General features: G+C 68.8%; 18 protein-coding genes. 7 read left to right on the forward strand and 11 right to left on the reverse strand.

From position 1 onward, the window contains the following. Positions 1–4 precede the first annotated feature (4 nt). Together ACFX43_RS21850 and nucS are read right to left on the reverse strand one after the other, a co-directional pair. On the reverse strand, positions 5–208 hold the full coding sequence (locus ACFX43_RS21850; protein ID WP_378834731.1) for a hypothetical protein: 204 nt from the start codon (positions 206–208) through the stop codon (positions 5–7). Positions 209–342: 134 nt separating this feature from the next. Then, the gene (nucS, locus tag ACFX43_RS21855; protein WP_008362169.1) at positions 343–1017 is read right to left on the reverse strand and encodes an endonuclease NucS; all 675 of its coding nucleotides are present in this window, start codon (positions 1015–1017) and stop codon (positions 343–345) included. 88 nt (positions 1018–1105) lie between these two features. Here nucS and ACFX43_RS21860 point away from each other — a divergent pair, with 88 nt between their 5' ends. Beyond that, positions 1106–2272 carry a 3-hydroxyacyl-CoA dehydrogenase NAD-binding domain-containing protein gene (locus tag ACFX43_RS21860; protein WP_378834735.1) on the forward strand — a complete coding sequence of 389 codons (1167 nt, stop codon included), beginning with the start codon at positions 1106–1108 and terminating at the stop codon, positions 2270–2272. A 123-nt stretch (positions 2273–2395) separates the two neighbouring features. On the opposite strand, the gene ACFX43_RS21865 is transcribed toward ACFX43_RS21860, so the two are convergent. Further along, positions 2396–2902, reverse strand: coding sequence for a polyketide cyclase (locus tag ACFX43_RS21865; RefSeq protein WP_378834738.1), 507 nt, complete (start codon positions 2900–2902; stop codon positions 2396–2398). 62 nt (positions 2903–2964) lie between these two features. On the opposite strand from ACFX43_RS21865, the gene ACFX43_RS21870 reads away from it, so the two are divergent. Genes ACFX43_RS21870 through ACFX43_RS21885 form a run of 4 tightly spaced genes read left to right on the forward strand, consistent with a single transcriptional unit; the run spans position 2965 to position 8098 of the window. Beyond that, positions 2965–4743, forward strand: coding sequence for a 3-hydroxyacyl-CoA dehydrogenase family protein (locus tag ACFX43_RS21870; RefSeq protein ID WP_378834742.1), 1779 nt, complete (start codon positions 2965–2967; stop codon positions 4741–4743). A 50-nt stretch (positions 4744–4793) separates the two neighbouring features. Further along, the gene (locus ACFX43_RS21875) at positions 4794–5582 is read left to right on the forward strand and encodes a hypothetical protein (RefSeq protein WP_378834745.1); all 789 of its coding nucleotides are present in this window, start codon (positions 4794–4796) and stop codon (positions 5580–5582) included. A 17-nt stretch (positions 5583–5599) separates the two neighbouring features. Further along, entirely contained in the window at positions 5600–6379 is a 780-nt protein-coding gene (locus tag ACFX43_RS21880) for an alpha/beta fold hydrolase (RefSeq protein ID WP_378834749.1), read from the forward strand. 27 nt (positions 6380–6406) lie between these two features. Next, positions 6407–8098 carry an FAD-dependent oxidoreductase gene (locus ACFX43_RS21885; RefSeq protein WP_378834752.1) on the forward strand — a complete coding sequence of 564 codons (1692 nt, stop codon included), beginning with the start codon at positions 6407–6409 and terminating at the stop codon, positions 8096–8098. Positions 8099–8149: 51 nt separating this feature from the next. Here ACFX43_RS21885 and ACFX43_RS21890 read toward each other — a convergent pair whose 3' ends face one another. The 3 genes from ACFX43_RS21890 to ACFX43_RS21900 are packed head-to-tail and all read right to left on the reverse strand — an operon-like array spanning position 8150 to position 11152. Continuing rightward, positions 8150–9526 (reverse strand): pyridoxal phosphate-dependent decarboxylase family protein, encoded by a 1377-nt coding sequence (locus tag ACFX43_RS21890; RefSeq protein ID WP_378834754.1) that lies wholly within the window; start codon positions 9524–9526, stop codon positions 8150–8152. Between the two features lie 19 nt (positions 9527–9545). Continuing rightward, positions 9546–10208: a response regulator transcription factor gene (locus tag ACFX43_RS21895; RefSeq protein ID WP_141803142.1), complete on the reverse strand. Its 663-nt coding sequence runs from the start codon at positions 10206–10208 to the stop codon at positions 9546–9548. After that, positions 10205–11152: a sensor histidine kinase gene (locus ACFX43_RS21900; RefSeq protein ID WP_378834761.1), complete on the reverse strand. Its 948-nt coding sequence runs from the start codon at positions 11150–11152 to the stop codon at positions 10205–10207. Before ACFX43_RS21900 ends, ACFX43_RS21895 begins: the two co-directional genes overlap by 4 nt. Positions 11153–11253: 101 nt before the next feature. On the opposite strand from ACFX43_RS21900, the gene ACFX43_RS21905 reads away from it, so the two are divergent. Next, complete coding sequence (locus ACFX43_RS21905) at positions 11254–12540, forward strand: SLC13 family permease (RefSeq protein WP_378834764.1); 1287 nt, start codon at positions 11254–11256, stop codon at positions 12538–12540. Here ACFX43_RS21905 and ACFX43_RS21910 read toward each other — a convergent pair. After that, positions 12522–13073, reverse strand: coding sequence for a CGNR zinc finger domain-containing protein (locus ACFX43_RS21910; RefSeq protein ID WP_378834768.1), 552 nt, complete (start codon positions 13071–13073; stop codon positions 12522–12524). The genes ACFX43_RS21905 and ACFX43_RS21910 overlap by 19 nt on opposite strands. A 38-nt stretch (positions 13074–13111) precedes the next feature. Between ACFX43_RS21910 and ACFX43_RS21915 the strand changes: the two genes are divergently transcribed. Next, positions 13112–14074, forward strand: coding sequence for a DMT family transporter (locus tag ACFX43_RS21915; RefSeq protein ID WP_378834774.1), 963 nt, complete (start codon positions 13112–13114; stop codon positions 14072–14074). 55 nt (positions 14075–14129) lie between these two features. On the opposite strand, the gene ACFX43_RS21920 is transcribed toward ACFX43_RS21915, so the two are convergent. The 4 genes from ACFX43_RS21920 to mce all read right to left on the reverse strand — a co-directional run bounded on the left by ACFX43_RS21920 (position 14130) and on the right by mce (position 18734). Continuing rightward, on the reverse strand, positions 14130–15329 hold the full coding sequence (locus ACFX43_RS21920) for an AI-2E family transporter (protein ID WP_378834777.1): 1200 nt from the start codon (positions 15327–15329) through the stop codon (positions 14130–14132). Then, a complete protein-coding gene (locus ACFX43_RS21925; RefSeq protein WP_378834781.1) occupies positions 15326–16489 on the reverse strand; it encodes a hypothetical protein in 1164 nt (387 codons plus the stop codon). Before ACFX43_RS21925 ends, ACFX43_RS21920 begins: the two co-directional genes overlap by 4 nt. A 319-nt stretch (positions 16490–16808) precedes the next feature. Further along, positions 16809–18149: a crotonyl-CoA carboxylase/reductase gene (ccrA, locus tag ACFX43_RS21930; protein ID WP_355226219.1), complete on the reverse strand. Its 1341-nt coding sequence runs from the start codon at positions 18147–18149 to the stop codon at positions 16809–16811. Positions 18150–18284: 135 nt separating this feature from the next. Continuing rightward, complete coding sequence (gene mce / locus ACFX43_RS21935) at positions 18285–18734, reverse strand: methylmalonyl-CoA epimerase (protein ID WP_350837934.1); 450 nt, start codon at positions 18732–18734, stop codon at positions 18285–18287. Positions 18735–18819 lie beyond the last annotated feature (85 nt).

Genomic DNA, 18819 nt, shown 5'->3' on the forward strand with positions numbered 1-18819 from the left:
CGGGTCAGCGGGGGTTGGCCCAGTTGAGCAGCTGGCTCATCGAGATCAGCAGGTCGTCCAGCCGCCGCTCCACGCTGTCCAGGCGCGCGTTGACACTGTCGATCGCCGCGTCGGTGCGCTCCATCCGGTTCTTGATCGCATGGAACTCTGCCGTGTGCATCTGCTGCATCGTGAGTAGATCGATCATGATCGCCTCGACGTCGCTCACGGACAGGCGGCCCCCAACGCCATGCCCCGAGTAGTTCATGGACATGGCGTGAATCTTGTCACGCCGTCCCTACTCAAAGGTAAGGAATGGTGTTTCACCGGCGTGAACTTGCCCGACCGTGCACCAACTGTTGGTCAGAAGAGTCTCTCGGTCGGATCGTCGAGGCCGCGGAGTGCGTCGTAGTCGACGATTGCGCAGGTGATACCGCGATCTTCGGCCAGCACGCGGGCCTGGGGCTTGATCGCCTGAGCGGCGAAGATGCCGCGTACCGGGGCCAGCAGCGGGTCGCGGTTGAGCAGCTCGAGATAGCGGGTCAGCTGCTCGACGCCGTCGATCTCACCGCGCCGCTTGATCTCGACCGCGACCGACTTCCCGTCGGCGTCGCGGCACATCAGATCGACCGGCCCGATCGCGGTCGGGTACTCCCGGCGTACGAGGGTCAGGCCCTCGCCCAGCGTCGCCGGGTGGTCGGCGAGGAGCTCCTGGAGGTGCTTCTCGACGCCGTCCTTCTGCAGGCCGGGGTCGATCCCGAGGTCGTGCGACGTCTCGTGGTGGATCTCGTCGATCAGGATCCGCAGGGTGTCATCCGTCTTGGAGGTGACGGTCCACTCGACGCGGCCGTCCTCGGACTTGCCCTCCGAGAGGGTGCAGGGCGGCGACATCCAGTTGAGGGGCTTGTAGGAGCCCCCGTCGGAGTGGACCAGCACCGATCCGTCGGCCTTGAGCATCAACACCCTGGTGGCCATCGGAAGGTGGGCGGTGAGCCGCCCCGCGTAGTCGACCTGGCAGGTGGCAACGACGAGTCTCACCGGGAGAACGTATCGCATGGCCCCATGTGAGCAGCGTCACGCCACCAGGGGTTACTCATGGGTAATAAATTTGGCAGTCTTCCGTCGCATGACGGTTTCGACCCAGGGTTCCATCCACGACGTGCTCGTGCTGCCCTACCTCAACCACGCCATTCGCATGCTCGAGTCGGGCTACGCCACCGCCACCGACATCGACAACGCCATGTGCTTCGGCTGCGGCTACCCCCAGGGACCGCTGGCCACGGCCGACGAGATCGGCGCCGCCGCCGTACGCGACGCGCTGCTCGCCCGCTTCGAGGAGACCGGCGACAACCTGCACAAGCCCGCCGACCTGCTCACCACGGTCGCCGGCGAGGCCGGGACGTTCGCCGCGGTGGCCGGGGACCACGCAAAGGCTCCGGAGCTGCGCCACACGATCGAGAAGATCGGCGTGGTCGGCACCGGCACGATGGCCTCGGGCATCGTCCAGGTCTTCGCCCAGGCCGGGTACGACGTCGTCTTCGTCGGCCGCTCCCAGGAGAAGCTCGACGGGGTCGTCGCCGGCATCACCAAGTCGCTCGACAAGGCCATCGCGAAGGGCCGCTCGGACGAGGAGACCAAGGCCGCGGTGCTCGGCCGCCTCACCGGCACCACCTCGCGCGAGGATCTCGGCGAGGCCGACCTGATCGTCGAGGGCATCGCGGAGGACCTCGAGGTCAAGACCGAGCTCTTCAAGGATCTCGACCGGATCGCCAAGCCCGGTGCCATCCTGGCCACCACCACCAGCTCGATGCCGATCACCGAGCTCGCCAAGGTCACCGCGCGTCCCGGTGACGTCATCGGGATGCACTTCTTCAACCCCGCGCCGGTGATGAAGCTGGTAGAGGTGGTCACCACCGACCTCACCTCGCCCGAGGTCGACGAGACCGTGCGCGCGCTGTCCACCGCGGTCAAGAAGGTCCCGGTCTCCTGCGGCGACCGCTCCGGCTTCATCGTCAACGCGCTGCTGTTCCCCTACCTCAACGACGCGGTCAAGCTGCACGAGTCCGGCGTCGCCATCGCCGAGATCGACGCCGCGATCAAGGAGACCGCGGGCTTCCCGATGGGGCCCTTCGAGCTCCTCGACGTGGTCGGCAACGACGTCTCCCTCGCCATCCAGAACGAGCTCCGCAACGAGTTCGGCGAGCCCGGTTTCGACCCCGCCGCCCTCCTGGTCGAGAAGGTCCAGGAAGGCAAGCTGGGCCGCAAGACCGGCGAGGGCTTCCACACCTACTGATCCCGGCCCGGCCGAGAAGTCACGTACGTCGGCCGAGGCGTCACCTACGCGAATCGAGTCGGCACTTCGGTGCCGGCTCGATTCGCGCGAGTGACGCCTCGGCCTGCGGGGGTGACGCCTCGGTCAGGGGCGGGGGTAGCCGCGGCGTACGGCTCGTTCCAGGATCCCCAGGGTCGCCCGGATCGACTTCTGGTCGATCACCGGGAAGATCGGCTTCCACTCGGGGAGGGCGGTGGACCAGTCGCAGTACGAGGTGACGCGGGTGTCGCCGGAATCGAGCTGCTCGAGCTCGTAGCCGAAGCGGTGGCCGATCGGCGGCTTGATGGTGCCGTCGATGGTCCACTCGATCGCCCTGCCGGGCTCGAACCCGGTGATGATCACGGTGACGTCGTACTTGCCCATCGGGTAGTCGCCGAGGGCCTCGCGGTCCATGTGGACGACGAACCGGTCGCCGACCGCGCCCACCGGCGATCCCTCCGCGGACTGGAGCATGCCGGCGGCGTCGATGGCCACATGGCCGTCGGGGTCGGTGAGAACGGCGAAGATGTCGGCGGGGGAGGCGGGGATGATCCGCTCGGCGTCGATGCGTTCGGCCTCGATGCGTTCGGCGGCCTGGGTCTGGTCGGTCACAGCGCCCGAATCTAGCGGCATCACCGGCGTGCCGAACGTCACCCCATGGCAGGATGCGGGGCATGAGTGAGCGCACGATCGAGACAGTCGGAGTCGTCGGCCTGGGCACCATGGGTGCCGGGATCGCGGAGGTGTTCGCCCGCAACGGGTTCACCGTGGTCGGGGTGGAGCGGGACGAGGAGGGCCTCGAGCGTGGCAAGGCCCACCTGGCGCACTCGACGGGTCGCGCGGTCAAGCGCGGAAAGCTCAGCGAGGAGGAGCAGGAGGCGCTGCTCGGCCGGATCTCCTTCGCCACCGACCCCACGGCGCTCAAGGACGTCGACATGGTCGTCGAGGCGGTCGTGGAGTCGCTGGAGCTGAAGAAGTCCATCCTCGCCACCCTCGACGAGATCGTGGCTCCCGAGACGATCCTGGCGACCAACACCTCGTCGCTGTCGGTGACCGAGATCTCGACTGCCTCGAACCACCCCGGGCGCGTCGTCGGCGTTCACTTCTTCAACCCTGCCCCGGTGCAGAAGTTCGTCGAGATCGTACGCACCGTGGTGACCGAGCCGGACGTGCTCGAGGATGTGCGCGAGGTCGTCGGCAAGGTCGGCAAGTCGCCGGTGGTCTGCGGCGACCGGGCCGGGTTCATCGCCAACGCGCTGCTCTTCGGCTACCTGAACCACGCGGTCTCGATGTTCGAGGGCCACTACGCCACCCGCGAGGACATCGACACCGCGATGCGGCTGGGGTGCGGCTACCCGATGGGTCCGCTGGCGCTGCTGGACCTGATCGGCCTGGACACCTCCTACGAGATCCTCGACACGATGTACCGCCAGGGTCGCGACCGGCTGCACGCCCCCGCACCGATCCTCAAGCAGATGGTCACCGCCGGGATGCTCGGGCGGAAGTCGGGCCGCGGCTTCTACACCTACGAAGCGGCCGACTCGCCCGTCGTCGTCCCGGACGCGCTGACCCCGAGCGCCGACGCCACCCACGAGCTGCGCCGCCCGATCTCGAAGGTCGGTGTCGTCGGCACCGGCACGATGGCCTCCGGGATCGTCGAGGTCTTCGCCAAGGGCGGCTACGACGTGACGTACGTCGGGCGGAGCCCTGACAAGGTCGACGGTGTCGCGGCCCGGATCACCAAGAGCCTCGACAAGGCGATCGGACGGGGCAAGCTGGAGGAGTCGGCGAAGCCGGAGATCCTCGGCCGGCTAACCGGCACGACCTCGCTGGACGACCTGGCCGACGTCGACATCGTCGTGGAGGCGATCGCCGAGGACCTGGCCATCAAGACCACGCTCTTCGAGAACCTCGACGACATCTGCAAGCCGGGCGCGATCCTGGCGACCACCACCTCGAGCCTGCCGGTCATCGAGCTGGCCAAGGTGACCAAGCGCCCGTCCGACGTCGTCGGGATGCACTTCTTCAACCCGGCGCCGGTGATGAAGCTCGTCGAAGTCGTCTCCACCGTCACCACGGACGAGGAGGTCTCCGAGACCGTCCGCGCCCTCTGCAAGGAGGTCGGCAAGTCGCCGGTCTCGTGCGGAGACCGGGCCGGCTTCATCGTCAACGCGCTGCTCTTCCCCTACCTCAACGACGCGGTCAAGATGCTCGAGGGTCACTACGCGACCGCCGACGACATCGACACCGCGATGAAGCTCGGCTGTGCGCTGCCGATGGGTCCGTTCGAGCTGCTCGACGTGGTCGGCAACGACGTCTCGCTGGCCATCGAGCGCGAGCTCTACCTGGAGTTCCGCGAGCCGGGCTTCGCGCCCGCGCCGCTGCTGGAGCACCTGGTCACCGCGGGCTACCTCGGCCGCAAGACCGGCAAGGGCTTCCGCGACTACAGCTGAAGAATTGAGGTCACTCCCGGCCCGACCACCGTGGCAGTACGCTGAAAGACGTGGGACTTCTGATCGCACTTCTCATCGTCGTCGCGGTGATCGGGACCGTGGTAGTGACCAGCAAGCGTTCGCAGGCGCGAGCGCTGGAAAAGCAGCGCGCTGACCTCGAGCCGGTCAAGCAGCTCGCCTTCGAGGACGTGACCGCCTTCGGTGAAGAGCTGCAGAAGCTCGACCTGGACATGGCCGGCAAGGAGCTCGACGAGGGCGCCAACGCCGACTACCAGCGCGCGCTGGACGAATACGAGACGGCCAAGCGCACCGTCGACAAGATGACCGTGCCCGACGACGTCAAGCAGATCACGACGATCGTCGAGGACGGCCGCTACGCGGTCGCGTGCGTCAAGGCCCGCGTCGCCGGCGAGCCGCTGCCGAAGCGCCGCCCGCCGTGCTTCTTCGACCCCCGCCACGGGCTCTCGGTCGAGGACGTGGCCTGGGCGCCGCCGGGCGGCACCACTCGTGACGTACCCGCCTGTGCGCTCGACGCCGAGCGTGTCAAGGTCGGCGCGGAGCCCGACACCCGCAAGGTGATGGTCGGCAACGAGCGCGTTCCCTACTGGCAGGGTGGTCCGGCCTACCGGCCCTACGCCGCCGGCTACTTCGGCGCCTTCTCGCCGATGGACTGGATGTTCGCCGGGCTGATGTTCAGCGCGTTCGGCGGCTTCGATGCCTTCGGTGAGATCGGTGAGGGCATGGGTGACGCGATCGGCGGCATCGGTGAGGGCATGGGCGACATGTTCGGCGGGATCGGCGACGGCATCGGGGACATGTTCGACGGCTTCGACTTCTGAGTTTGTACGCTTCCCCGGTGCCACCACTTCATACGCTCGAGCTCGGCGACGCCGGAAGTCGTGTCGTCTTCCTGCACGGACTCTTCGGCCAGGGACGCAACTGGAACACGCTCGGCAAGCAGCTCGCCGACAAGCATCGGGTCACGCTCGTCGACCTGCCTCACCACGGTCGCTCCCCGCAGCCTGACACCTTCGACTACCTCGAGGTGACCGCGGCCGTCGCCGAGCTGCTCTCGGCCGACGACCCCGCGACCGTGGTCGGCCACTCGATGGGCGGCAAGGTGGCGATGTTGCTCGCGATCACCCGCCCCGAGCTGGTCGCGAAGCTCGTCGTGGCCGACATGTCCCCGGTCGTCTACGAGCGCGTCGGTGGCTTCAAGACGTACGTCGACGCCATGCAGAGCCTCGACCTCGACCGCATCACCCGCCGCGAGGAGGCCGACGCCGGGATGCAGGAGGCGGTCCCCGACGCGACCGTGCGTGGCTTTCTGCTGCAGAACCTGCGCCGTGACGGCGACAGCTGGCGCTGGTCCATGAACCTTCCCGTCCTAGGCCGCGACCTCGACCGAATCGGCGCCTGGCCGGCCGAGGAGCTGAAGGCGTACGAGCCGTACGACGGGCCCGTGCTGTGGGTGGCCGGCGAGCTGTCGAACTACGTCACCGACGAGTACGCGCCTGTGATGAAGGAGTGGTTCCCGCGCTACCGCAAGGTGACGATCAAGGGCGCCGGACACTGGGTCCACTCCGAGAAGCCGGAGACCTTCCTCGCGGCCCTGCGTCAGTTCGTCGGCGACTGAGACACGTCCGCGTCTACGCTGTGCGGCATGGAGCGTGACAAGCCGGTCATCGTGCTGGTCGGCGGCGAGCACGCCGACGTCATCGAGCAGGAGTTCAGGGCACGGTACGACCGTGACTACCGGATCGAGCCTGTCGTGGGTTTCGCCGCGGGTCTCGACCGGACACGCGGACTGGTGGCCGAGGGCGCGCAGATCGCGATGATCGCGGCCGAGCACCTGCTCGACGAGGGCACCTCGATCGAGTTCCTGCGCCAGGTGCCGGCCGTAGTGGCGACGGCGCGCCGTGTCGCGCTGGTCTCGTGGGAGGACTTCTCCGAAGCTCTCGACGATCTGCGTGCGGCGGCGCTCGAGCGGGAGATGGACACCTTCGTACTCATTCCGCGGGCTCCGCGGGACGAGGAGTTCCACACTGCGCTGATCGAGCTGCTCTCGGAGTGGGGATGGTCGGTGGGCAGGCCCCTGGTGACCGTGACCGACGTCGTGGCCGAGCCGGGCGACCGCGCCGCGGCGGCGGTCCGCGACCTGCTGGACCGCATGGGCTTCCCGCATCGCGCGCTCGAGCCGAGCGACGACGAGGCGCAGGAGCTCATCGAGGAGGCGGGCCCGGGGGCAAGGCTGCCCCTGGTCCGCACCTTCACGGGTCGCGTGGTCTCCGGGGCGACGGCGGCGACGGCCGCCGAGGCCATCTATGGCGGGTTCGACGAGATCCCCGAGGGCGTGATCGCCGACGTGGCCATCGTGGGCGGCGGTCCCGCAGGCCTCGCGGCGGCCGTCTATGCCGCGTCGGAGGGCTTGGCGACGGTCGTCGTGGAGCGCGACGCGATCGGCGGCCAGGCGGGGTCGAGCTCGATGATCCGCAACTACCTCGGCTTCCCACGCGGCATCTCGGGCATGCGCCTCGCTCAGCGATCCCGCATCCAGGCAAGCCGGTTCGGCGCGCGCTTCTTCACCGGACGGCCGGCGACCGGGATCGAACCCGGTCCGGTCGACGAGCCCGAGCACCAGCACGTGCACGTGCGCGGCGCGCAGTTCTGCGCCCGCACGGTCGTCCTCGCCATGGGCGTGACCTATCGGCGGCTCGGGGTGCCCGCCGTGGACGACTTGGTGGGAGCGGGCGTGTACTACGGCGCCGCGACGTCGATGGCGCGCGAGATGCAGGGCCGTGACGTCTTCGTGATCGGTGGGGGCAACTCGGCCGGGCAGGCGGCCATCCACCTCGCCAAGTTCGCGAGCACGGTGACGATCCTGGTCCGGCGACACGACCTCGCGGAGACCATGTCGGCCTATCTGACGCGTGAGATCGATGCGACGTCGAACATCCGGGTCCGGCCCCGGACCGTCGTCACCGACGGCGGGGGCGAGGGTCGGCTGGGGTGGCTGCTGCTGGAGGACCTCGACACCGGTGAGCACGCCAAGACGACCGCCGACGGCCTCTTCTGCCTGCTCGGAGCGGAACCCGATTGTTCGTGGTTGGCGGAGGGCGTGGCGCTCGACGACAACGGGTTCGTCCTGACCGGTCGCGACGTACCTCGCGAGGCGTGGGTCGACGGGAACCCGCCGGCGAGCCTGGAGACGACGGTGCCGGGCGTCTTCGCCGTCGGTGACGTCCGCGCCGGGTCCATGAAGCGGGTCGCCTCCGCGAGCGGCGAGGGGGCGTCGGTGCTCCCGCTGGTGCACGCCCACCTGGCGCGGCTGCGCGCCCGGGAGTTCGGCGCCTGAGTCCTGGGGCGCTGGGCAGAGTGACCTTCGTGCTCGCGGCCGCCTCGTGGGCTAGCTGCCCGACAAGAGTCGCCGGAACACCTCGACGATCTGGTCCACATCCGCCTCGGACGTACGCCAGTTGCTGAACGCCAACCGCAGGGCGGGGATGCCGTGGAGGACCGTGGGCGTCATGAAGGTCACGCCGGTATCGGCGACACGGCGGGCGAGCTCGGCGGGATCGCCGGGGACCTTCAGGCAGACGATGTTGAGCCGGACCGGGGCGAGCAGCTCCACGCCGTCGATCTCGGCGAGCAGCCGCCCGGCGCGGCGAGCCAGGGCGATGGTGCGCTCGACGATCTCGCGGTGGCCGTCGCGGCCGTAGGCGTACAGGGTGAACCATGCCGGCAGGGCGCGTAGGCGCCGGGAGCTCTCGGGGGTGAGGTGTACGAAGTCGGGGGACGCGCCGGGGACGCCGATGTAGGCCGAGGCGTTGCTGAAGACCCGGGCCTGGAGGTCCTGGTGGCGGCTGAGCTGGATCGCGGAGTCGTAGGGGACGTTGAGCCACTTGTGCAGGTCGACGCAGATCGAGTCGGCTCGGGAGAGGCCGGCGACGAGGTGGGCGTGCGCGGGGGAGAGGGCGGCGAACGCCCCGAACGCGCCGTCGACGTGCAGCCAGAACGGGAACTCGTCGCGGAGGTCGGCGATGGCGTCCAGGTCGTCGAAGTCGCCGGAGTTCACGGTGCCGGCGTTGGCCACGACGATCGCGGGGCGACCGTCCTGCTCGCGCAGCGCGGTCCGCAACGCGTCGACGTCGACCGCATCGCGGTCGGGGAGGAGGGCGACCGACTGGAGGCTGTCGCGACCCAGGCCGAGCACGGAGAGCGCCTTGGAGACGGTGGAGTGGGCGGCGCCGGAGAGCACGACGACCGGACCGAGCGCCGCGACGCCCTCGGTCGAGACTGACACCCCGAGCCGGTCGCCGAGCCACTCGCGCGCCAGTGCCAGGCCGGTGAGGTTGGACATCGTCGCGCCGGTGACGAACGCTCCGCTGAAGTCGCTGGGAAGGTCCAGCAGGTCGAGGACCCAGCGCACCGTCTCACGCTCCAGGTCGCTGGCGGCGGAGTCCTGGACCGTGATGGTGTTCTGGTCGAAGACCGAGGTCAGCCAGTCGCCGGCGACCGCGGCAGGGGTCGCCCCGCCGGTGACGAAGCCCAGGTAGCGGGGGCCGGCGCTCGCCGAGAGGCCCGGCGCCCAGCGGGTCTCGAAGTGGCGCAGAGCGGCCTGGCCGCCTACGCCCCGGGCCGGTAGCCGCTCGACGGAGGGCGGCCGGAAGGGAGAGGTCACCGGCCTGTCGCCGAGTCCGGCGAGGTTCTCCTGTGCGTAGTCCTGGACCGCGTCGAGGAGATCGGTCATCCCGGCGAGGTCCGCGTCGAGCCGTGGGTCCATCCTTCGACGGTAGGCCATCTCAGGGCTCGATGAGACCTGCTCTGATGGCATATCGCGTGACCTGGGTGCGATCGCGGAGGCCCAGCTTGGCGAGGATGTTCTCGCGGTGCCGCTCGACGGTCTTGTAGGAGATCGTCAGCTCGCGGGCGATCTCCCGGGTCGAATGGCCCTCGGCGATGAGCTTGAGCACCTCGTCCTCGCGCTCGGTCAGCACCGTACGCGGCAGGCTCTCGCCACGGTTGAGGCGGTCCAGATAGTCGCGGACCAGGGCACTCATCGCCCCGGGATAGACGAAGGCTTGCCCCCGAATAGCGGTGCGGCACGCCTTGACCAGGTCCTCGTCGGCGACCGACTTGAGGACGTACCCGCTGGCGCCGACCTTGAGCGCCTCGAAGAAGTACTGCTCGTTGTCGTGCATCGAGAGCATCAGCATCTTCGGAGGCGTACGCATCCGGGCGATCGTGCGCGCGGCCTGCAGCCCGGTCATGCGGGGCATGGCGACGTCGAGGATCACCAGGTCGACCTCGACGTCGCGCAGTGCCGCGACGGCCTCGGCTCCGTCGGCGGCCTCGGCGACCACCTCGAGGTCCGGTTCGGCGTCGAGGATGAGGCGGACCCCGCGGCGTACGAGGGTGTGGTCGTCGGCCAGCAGGATCCGGATCTTCGCGGGCGTGGGAGTCACAGCGGCACCTCCAGCCGGACGGTGGTGCCGCGGCCGGGGGTGCTGGTCACGCTCAGGTCGGCACCGACGAGCAGGGCCCGCTCCCGCATGCCGCTGATCCCGGCGCCGGGAACGAGGGCGGCGCTGCCGCGGCCGTCGTCGGAGACGGTGAGGACGACCTTGTCGCCGATCTTGCACAGGGAGAGCTCGGCGGTGGCTGCGTGGGCGTGGCGTACGACGTTGGTGAGCGCCTCCTGGGCGACCCGGTAGATCACCAGCTCGCGGTCCTGGGGAAGCTCGGGAAGCCCACGGCCGATGGTGCGGCGTACGGTGGTGCGGCCCAGGGCGCCGACGTCGGTGGCCAGCGAGGCCAGGGCGGCGTGCAGGCCGAGGTCCTCGAGCACGCCCGGCCGCAGCTGGCGGGCCACGCGGCGTACGTCGTCGATGCCGGTGCGCGCGGACTCGCGGACGGCGGCGAGCTCGGGGCGCACCTCCTCCGGCACCTGTCGCTCCAGTCCCTTGAGCCCCAGGAGTACGACGGTGAGCGACTGTCCCACCTCGTCGTGGAGCTCCTGGGCGATCCGGTGCCGCTCCGCCTCCTGCGCGGCGAGCGCCTTGGCGTTGCTGGTGCTCCGCTCGGTCTCCAGCCGGTCGAGCATCGCGTTGTAGCTGGCCACCAGACGGGCGCCGGCCCCCTTGCCGGGGGTCGACAGGCGCTGGTCGGGGGAGAGATGGTCGACCGAGTCCATCGTGCGGATCACCCGGTCGATCGGCGCCAGGCTGCGCACCAGCAGGAGCGCGTTGAGGGTCGCCATCACCACCAGCCCGACCGCGAGCACCACCGCCTCCGAGGCCAGGACGCGCTCGGAGACCCGGACCGGGGACAGCGCCAGGACCAGGGTGCCGACGCAAAAGACGGTGCCGTTGGTCAGGCAGACCCGCCAGTAGAGCGGTAGATGACTCATGCATCAACCCTGACATGTCCTCTGGTCAGGACTTATGGGTGGCAGCACCCATTCGGATCAGGTCTCCGGTAACGGAGGGTCGATGGCATGGAGCTCAACGCATGATCGTGTACGCAGCGGTGGCCGTCTTCATCGTCACCTACGGCCTCATCGCCACCGAGCGCGTCCACCGCGTCGCTGCCGCCCTGGGTGGCGTCGCCGCGATGGTCGCGCTCGGGATCATCGATGCCGAGTCGGCCTTCTTCAGTCATGAGACGGGGGTCGACTGGGACGTCATCTTCCTGCTCTTCGGGATGATGGTGATCGTCGGTGTCCTCAAACAGACGGGCCTGTTCGAGTTCCTCGCGCTGTGGGCGGTCAAGCACTCCGGCGGCCGCCCGGCGCGCCTGGCGACGCTGCTGATCCTGGTCACCGCGGCCCTCTCGCCGATCCTCGACAACGTGACCACCGTGCTGCTCGTCACGCCGGTGACCCTGTCGGTCTGCGAGCGGCTGGGCCTGCGCCCGATGCCCTACCTGATCTCGCTCATCCTGGCCGCCAACGTCGGCGGCACCTCGACCCTGATCGCCGACCCGCCCAACATCATCGTGGCCAGCCGGGCCAACCTGACCTTCGACGACTTCCTGATCCACTCGCTGCCACTGTGCCTGATCCTGCTGGTCGTCCTGATCGGGCTGGTCCGGGTGCTCTTCCGGCGTGACTTCCGTGGCCGGGTCGACCTGGACGGACTGATCGAGCCGCCCGCCTCGGCGATCCCGGACCGCGGACTGCTCTACCGCTGCCTGGCCGTTCTGGCCCTGGTGATGCTCGCCTTCGGTCTGCACACCGAGCTCCACCTGGACCCGTCGCTGGTCGCCATGCTCGGCGCCGGCGCGATGGTGGTCGTCTCCCGGACGCAGACGGAGGCGTTCCTGGAGGAGGTCGAGTGGTCGACCCTGGCCTTCTTCATGGCGCTGTTCGTGCTGGTCGGTGGACTGGTCGAGGTCGGTGTGATCGGGTCCCTCGGTACGTACGCCGCCGAGCTGATGGGCGACAACGAGCTCGCCGGGGTGACCGGGCTGATGATCGGCTCGGCGATCGTGGGCGGGTTCGTCGACAACATCCCCTACACGGCGGCGATGGTGCCGATCGTGGAGGAGATGGTCGCCGCGACGCCTTCCTCGGGCGCCGACAGCCCGCTGTGGTGGGCCCTCGTCTTCGGTGCCGACCTCGGTGGCAACACGACCGCGGTCGCCGCCGGTGCCAACGTGGTGGTGCTCGGCCTCGCCGCGAAGGCTGGCCACCCGATCAGCTTCTGGAAGTTCACCAGGTACGGCATCGTGGTCACGATCGTGACCCTTGCCGTCGCCTGGGTCTACGTCGCCCTGCGCTACTTCGTGCTCGCCTGACGTTCGCGGTAAGCCGCAACCGCGTTGCGGTTGGTGCAGGTCGGCGAGCAGTAGCGCTTGGAGCGGTTGCGGGAGAGGTCGACGACCACTCCGGCACAACCGTCGTCGGCGCAGATCGAGAGCCGGGACAGCTCGCCGGCGCGGATGACGTCGACCATGGCCATCGCGGTCTCGACGGCGATCCTCGTGGCCAGCGGCGCGTCGGGCTCGGTGGCGTGGATGTGCCAGTCGTAGTTCGTGTGGCGGACCAGCTGAGGAGTCGCGCTGTGCTCGGCGAGCATCTCGTTGGTCAGCCGCACGGCCTCGTCGAGCTCGGCGGTGAGCAGATCGCGCAGCCGGACGCGGAGGGCGCGGACCTCGTCGAGCTCGGCGCGGTCGCGGTCGTGCCTCCCCGTGTAGTCGTACGTCAGGAAGAGCTCGTCGAGGGCCGCCACGGTCTCCAGCTCGTCGACCGAGCCGGGGGAGAGGGCGAGGGTGTTCGCCAGCGCCGCGGCTGCCTGGAGGCCTACGTCGGTGTCATGGGTGAAAACCATGTTGACACATTACCGCGTCGGTGGGATTGTCATGTGTCATGACGACTTTGACCAATGACGAGGCGGTGCCGCAGAGCACGCAGAAGACGCCGCTGGTGGCGGCCGGGCTGCTCATGGCGGTCGTCTCGGCGGTCACGTTCAGTCTCTCGGGCCCGCTGGGACGCGGCCTCTTCGACACCGGCTGGTCGACGGGCGGGGTGCTGGTCTTCCGCGTCGGCATCGGCGCGGTGGTGCTGGCCCCCTTCGCGCTGCGCGCGCTCGCCGGCCGGTGGCGGGGTGTGGCCACGAGCTGGCGGGTCGTGGTGGCGTACGCACTGCTGGCCATCGTGGTGCCGCAGTTCGCCTTCTTCTCGGCGGTGCAGTGGATGGCGGTCGGGCCGGCGCTCCTGCTGGAGTACATGGGGGTGGTGCTCGTCGTCGCCTGGATGTGGCTGCGGCACGGCGAGCGGCCCTCGCGGCTGACGATGGTCGGCGCGCTGGTCGCGATCGCCGGGCTCGTGCTCGTCCTCGACCTGGTCAGCGGCGCGAACGTGCACCCGTTCGGCATCATGTGGGGCTCCGCGGCCGCCGTCGGTCTGGCCGGCTACTACGTGCTCAACGCCCACTCCAGCACCACGCTGCCGCCGCTCGCGCTGGCCTGGCTCGGCCTGACCGGCGCCACTGTCCTGCTCGCGCTGCTCTGCCTGGTCGGAGCCATCCCGTTCGCGATGGAGACCACGCCGGTGGTCCTGGCGGGCCTGGAGATGCCGTGGTGGGGCCCGCTGATCGGCCTCGGCGTGCTGACCTGCTCGGTCGCGTACGCCACCGGCATCGCCGCCACCCGCACCCTCGGTTCGCGGCTCTCGTCCTTCGTGGGGCTTCTCGAGGTCGTCTCGGCCGTCGTCGTCGCCTGGCTGCTGCTGGGCGAGGCCCCCGGGCTGATTCAGCTCATCGGCGGGCTGGTCGTGCTGGCCGGCATCATCGCGGTCCAGCAGGGAGAGCAGTCGACGACCGCCGCCTGAGAAAGCGAAGCGCCGCACGCATCAGCTGCGTGCGGCGCTTCACAGATGGTTGGAACTAGCGCTCGTCCTGGGCCCTGACGTAGACCTCACGGATCAGCATCAGGATGGCGGCGGCCGTCGGGATCGCCAGCAGGGCGCCGACGACACCGAGGAGCGAGGCACCGATGAGGGCCGCGATCACCGTGATGACACCGGGGATGTCGACCGAGCGGGACATGACCCGCGGATAGACGACATAGTTCTCGAACTGCTGGTAGGCGATGTAGAAGATCACCGCGATGAGGCCGGTCTTCAGGTCGGTCGTCGCGAAGGTGATCGCGCAGACGATGATCGCGCCGATGGTGGCCCCGATCATCGGGATCACGTCGGTGATCATGACGACGAAGGCCAGAGCGACCGCGTACTCGCCCATCCCGATGATGAAGAGCAGCACCAGGGTGGACAGACCGGCGCACAGCGCGACGATGAACGCCCCGGAGACATAGCCTCCGATGCCCTCGAAGACCCGGTCACCGAGCTTGCTGACCCGCTCGCGGCGCGAGGCCGGGGCGAGACGATAGATGGCGTTCTTCGTCTGGTCGTAGGCGGCGATGAAGTAGAGCGTCAGGACGATGACGATGAAGCCCGTGACGAGCACGTTGATCACCGCCAGGCCCACGCCGAGCGCTCCGCCGAAGGCACTGCTGACGAAGTCGCCGCTGGCGACGTAGTCCTGCACCTTGTCGAGGATCTGGTAGTCCTCGTTGAACTGCTGGATGCGCTGGTTGCGCTGAAGCTCGTCGATCCAGTCGGGAACGTTGGCAGAGATCTTGGCGACCTGGTCGCTGATCACCGGCACGAGTGCCACGAAGAAGAGCGCGAGAGCGCCCAGCACGCCGAGGATGACGCTCAGGACCGCCCACGGCCGCGGGAAGCCACGCCGCTGCAGGAACACCACCATCGGGTTGATCCCGGCAGCGATGAAGAGCGAGACCACCACCTGGAGGATCACGCTCCCCATCGTGGTGAGGAGGTTGCTCGCTGCGTAGGCCGTCAGCAGGCCGAGGCCGAGGAGAAGCCCGAACAGGTAGGGCGACCTCCTGTCGAACGGCGGTCCGGGCTTGCCGAACTTCTTGTCGCGCTCGCTCTCTTCAGGCTCCGGCTCCTCGACGTCGATCGCGGCCTCGCTGTCGACCGTCGCGTCGTCGGTGGAGTCGGTCTGGGCAGACGTCGTCTCCGGACCGTCCGCAGGACGGTCGGCAGCGGTCCCGCTCACCGGCTCTCGGTCGCAGTCTCGGGCTCGCGGATAGCGGTCTTCTCGGAGGGCTCGTCGTAGTCGTCGTAGTCGTCGTCGAGGTCGTCGTCCGAGTCGACCAGGGTGACGCTCTCATCGACCACCAGCTCGCCGTCGACGATGTCCTCGTCGTCGGTGATCGGCTTCGGTGCCTCCAGCTCAGCCGGGTCCTCGGTCTTGCCGAACCCGGAGACCAGGTCGGTGAGCGAGGAGAGCTGAGCGGCGATCGCGTCGCGACGCTTGGTGAGACGGTCGACCTCGGCCTTGATGATCGCGTGGCCCTTCTCGGCCTCGACGGTCGCGGTGGACGCGAGGTGGTCGGCCTCGGCGCGAGCCTTGGACAGGATCGCCTCGGCGTCGCGGCGGGCGCGAGCGATGATCCCCTCGGACTCCTTGGCCAGCTCGGCGCGCTGGTCGGCGACGTGCTGGGCGGCGATCCGGGCGCGCTCCTCGGCATCCGCGGCGCGGGTCTCGCCCTCGGTCACGATGCGAGAGGTCTCGGCCATCGCCTGGTCGTGGTGGTCGGCGGCCTCGCGGGCGAGGCGCTCGCGCTCGACGGCGAGCATCCGCCGGGCCTCCTGGACCTCACGGTCCGCGCCGGCGCGTGCCTTCTCGACCTCACGCTGGGTCGACGTACGCAGCTGGGTGACCTCCTGCTGCACGGCGAGCCGGATCTGGTCGGCCTCGCGCTTGGCGGCGGCGAGCAGCTCGTCGCTCTCGGCCTGCACCATCTTGCGGGCCTGCTGGACCTCCGAGGTCACCTTCTCGCGGTGATCGTCGATCTCCTTGTAGTGCGTCGTACGCAGCGCCTCGATGTCGCGCTGGGCGGACGCCTTGGTCGCGGCAGCCTCACGCTGGGCGGCCTCGCGGATGACCGCGGCCTCCTTCTCGGCGGACTCCTTGACCGCGGCGGCCTCCTCCTCGGCCAGCCGGAGCATCGCGCTCGCGCGACCACCCAGGGAGGCGTAGGAGGGGGCTTCGTTGCCCTGGGTGGCAGCAGCCTTGAGGTCGGCGACCTTGCGCTCGAGCTCGGCGATGCGGCGCTGGGCGTTGCGCAACGCCGACTGACCCTGGCCGTTGGCCTGGAGCAGCTGCTGCACCCGCGCGTTCACCGTGCCGGGGTCGTATCCGCCACGCCGCACGACCGGGAAGGCTGGGAGTGAGCCTGGAGCCGGTGGAGCCGAGTTGTGGCCGGAGCTGGGCGATCCGGAAGCGCCAGGAACCCGTGGGAGAACCTGCGTCTCCGTCGAGTCCTGGTCGGGCTTCTTCCGAGGCTCTGAAGCCTCGTTGAAGATGGATAGTCCCTCATTCGTCATTTGTGGCGGATTCCTCACACTTTAGGGGGGTTTGTGTCTTGCCCTCTGCTCCCAAAGGGCAAGACTACGGCCGGTCACCCCTCGCGCAAGGGGAGACCGGCCGTGAATCCAGTCTCAAATGGGCTATTTACCCGGACTCGACGTCTCAGATTCCGCGGAAGAGGTTGATCTTGTCGATGTGAGCCGCGCGCTTCTCCTCGTCGAGGACGCCGAGGCCCTCCTCGGGAGCCAGGCAGAGCACGCCGACCTTGCCCTGGTGCTTGTTGTGGTGGACGTCGAGAGAGGCCTGCCCGACCTCTTCGAGGGTGTAGGTCCGCGACAGGGTCGGGTGGATCTTGCCCTGGGCGATGAGGCGGTTGGCCTCCCACGACTCGCGGTAGTTCGCGAAGTGGCTGGAGATGATCTTCTTGAGGTTCATCCACAGGTAGCGGTTGTCGTACTCGTGCATGTAGCCCGAGGTCGACGCGCACGTGGTGATGGTGCCGCCCTTGCGGGTGACGAACACGCTCGCGCCGAAGGTCTCGCGGCCCGGGTGCTCGAAGACGATGTCGATGTCCTCGCCGCCGGTGAGCTCGCGGATGGCCTTGCCCAGGCGCAGCCACTCCTTCGGGTTCTGCTTGGTGCCCTCTTCGTTCCAGAACTTGAAGTCCATCTCGGAGCGGTTGATGACCATCTCGGCGCCCATGTTGCGCACGATCTTGGCCTTCTCCTCGTTGGAGACCACGCAGACCGGGTTGGCGCCGCCGTTGAGGGCGTACTGCGTCGCGAAGCCACCGAGGCCGCCGGAGGCGCCCCAGATCAGGACGTTGTCGCCCTGCTTCATGTTGCCGCCGTTGGCGGAGACGAGCTGGCGGTAGGCGGTGCAGTTGACGAGGCCCGGGGAGGCGGCCTCCTCCCAGGTCAGGTGCTCGGGCTTCGGCATGAGCTGGTTGGCCTTGACCATCGCCACGTCGGCGAGGCCACCGAAGTTGGTCTCGAAGCCCCAGATGCGCTGGGAGGGGTCCATCATCGTGTCGTTGTGGCCGTCGGGGGCCTCGAGCTCGACCGAGAGGCAGTGGGCCACGACGCGGTCGCCGGGCTTCCACTTGGTCACGCCCGCGCCCACGGCCAGCACGACGCCGGACAGGTCGGAGCCGACGATGTGGTAGTCGAGGTTGTGGCGGGCGCCGAGCTCGGACTCCTTGCCGTAGCGCTCCAGGAACCCGAAGGTGGAGACCGGCTCGAAGATCGAGGTCCACACGGTGTTGTAGTTGATCGCCGAGGCCATCACCGCGACGAAGGCCTCGCCCGGACCGAGCTCGGGCAGGGCGACGTCCTCGACGTGGAGGGACTTGCGCGGGTCCTTCTCCTTGGTCGCGACGCCCTCGAACATGTCGACCTCGTCCTTGTGGACGGTTGCGGCACGGTAGTGGTCGGGGATCTCGAGGTTCGCAAACTCCTCGCCGGGCGTATCGCCGGCGAGAATCGCGTCGAGGATGTGTTGCATGGTCGGCTCCTGCGTCGTCGTAGGGGTCGCGGTTGACTCTAGTTCGCTGGACATTACTGGTGAGTAACCGCAATGGCCAGCCTGATGTGACACATGACTCTTGGATCGTTCACGTGCCGTGGTGGGTCCTCGGGATCAGTGGGCGGCGTCGGCGGCCGGCTCGACGAGCTCGACCAGGACGCCGCCGGCGTCCTTGGGGTGGATGAAGTTGATCCGGGAGTCGGCGGTGCCGCGTCGCGGTGCGTCGTACAGAAGACGTACGCCGCGCTCCTTGAGGATCGCCGAGACCTGCTCCACGTCGGTGACCCGGTAGGCGAGCTGCTGCATGCCGGGGCCGTTGCGGTCGAGGAACTTGGCGATGGTGCTGTTCTCGTTGAGCGGCGCGAGCAGCTGGAGCTTGTTGTCGGAGTCGCCGATCGCGATCATCGCCTCCTCGACACCCTGCTCCTCGTTGGTCTCGCGGTGGGCGAGCTTCATGCCGAAGGTCTTCTCGTAGAAGTCGATCGCCGCATCCAGGTCGGCGACGGCGAGACCGACGTGATCGATCTGGGTGAACAGGTGCGGTGGGATCTCTACCGATGTCATGGGCCTACTCTCCTTGAGCTCGGGGCCAACGGGCACAATGTGTGATGACAGCCACACCGGGCTGCGCTCAACACTCTTCCAACTG

The sequence above is a fragment of the Nocardioides sp. YIM B13467 genome (assembly GCF_042788075.1).
GTDB lineage: Bacteria > Actinomycetota > Actinomycetes > Propionibacteriales > Nocardioidaceae > Nocardioides.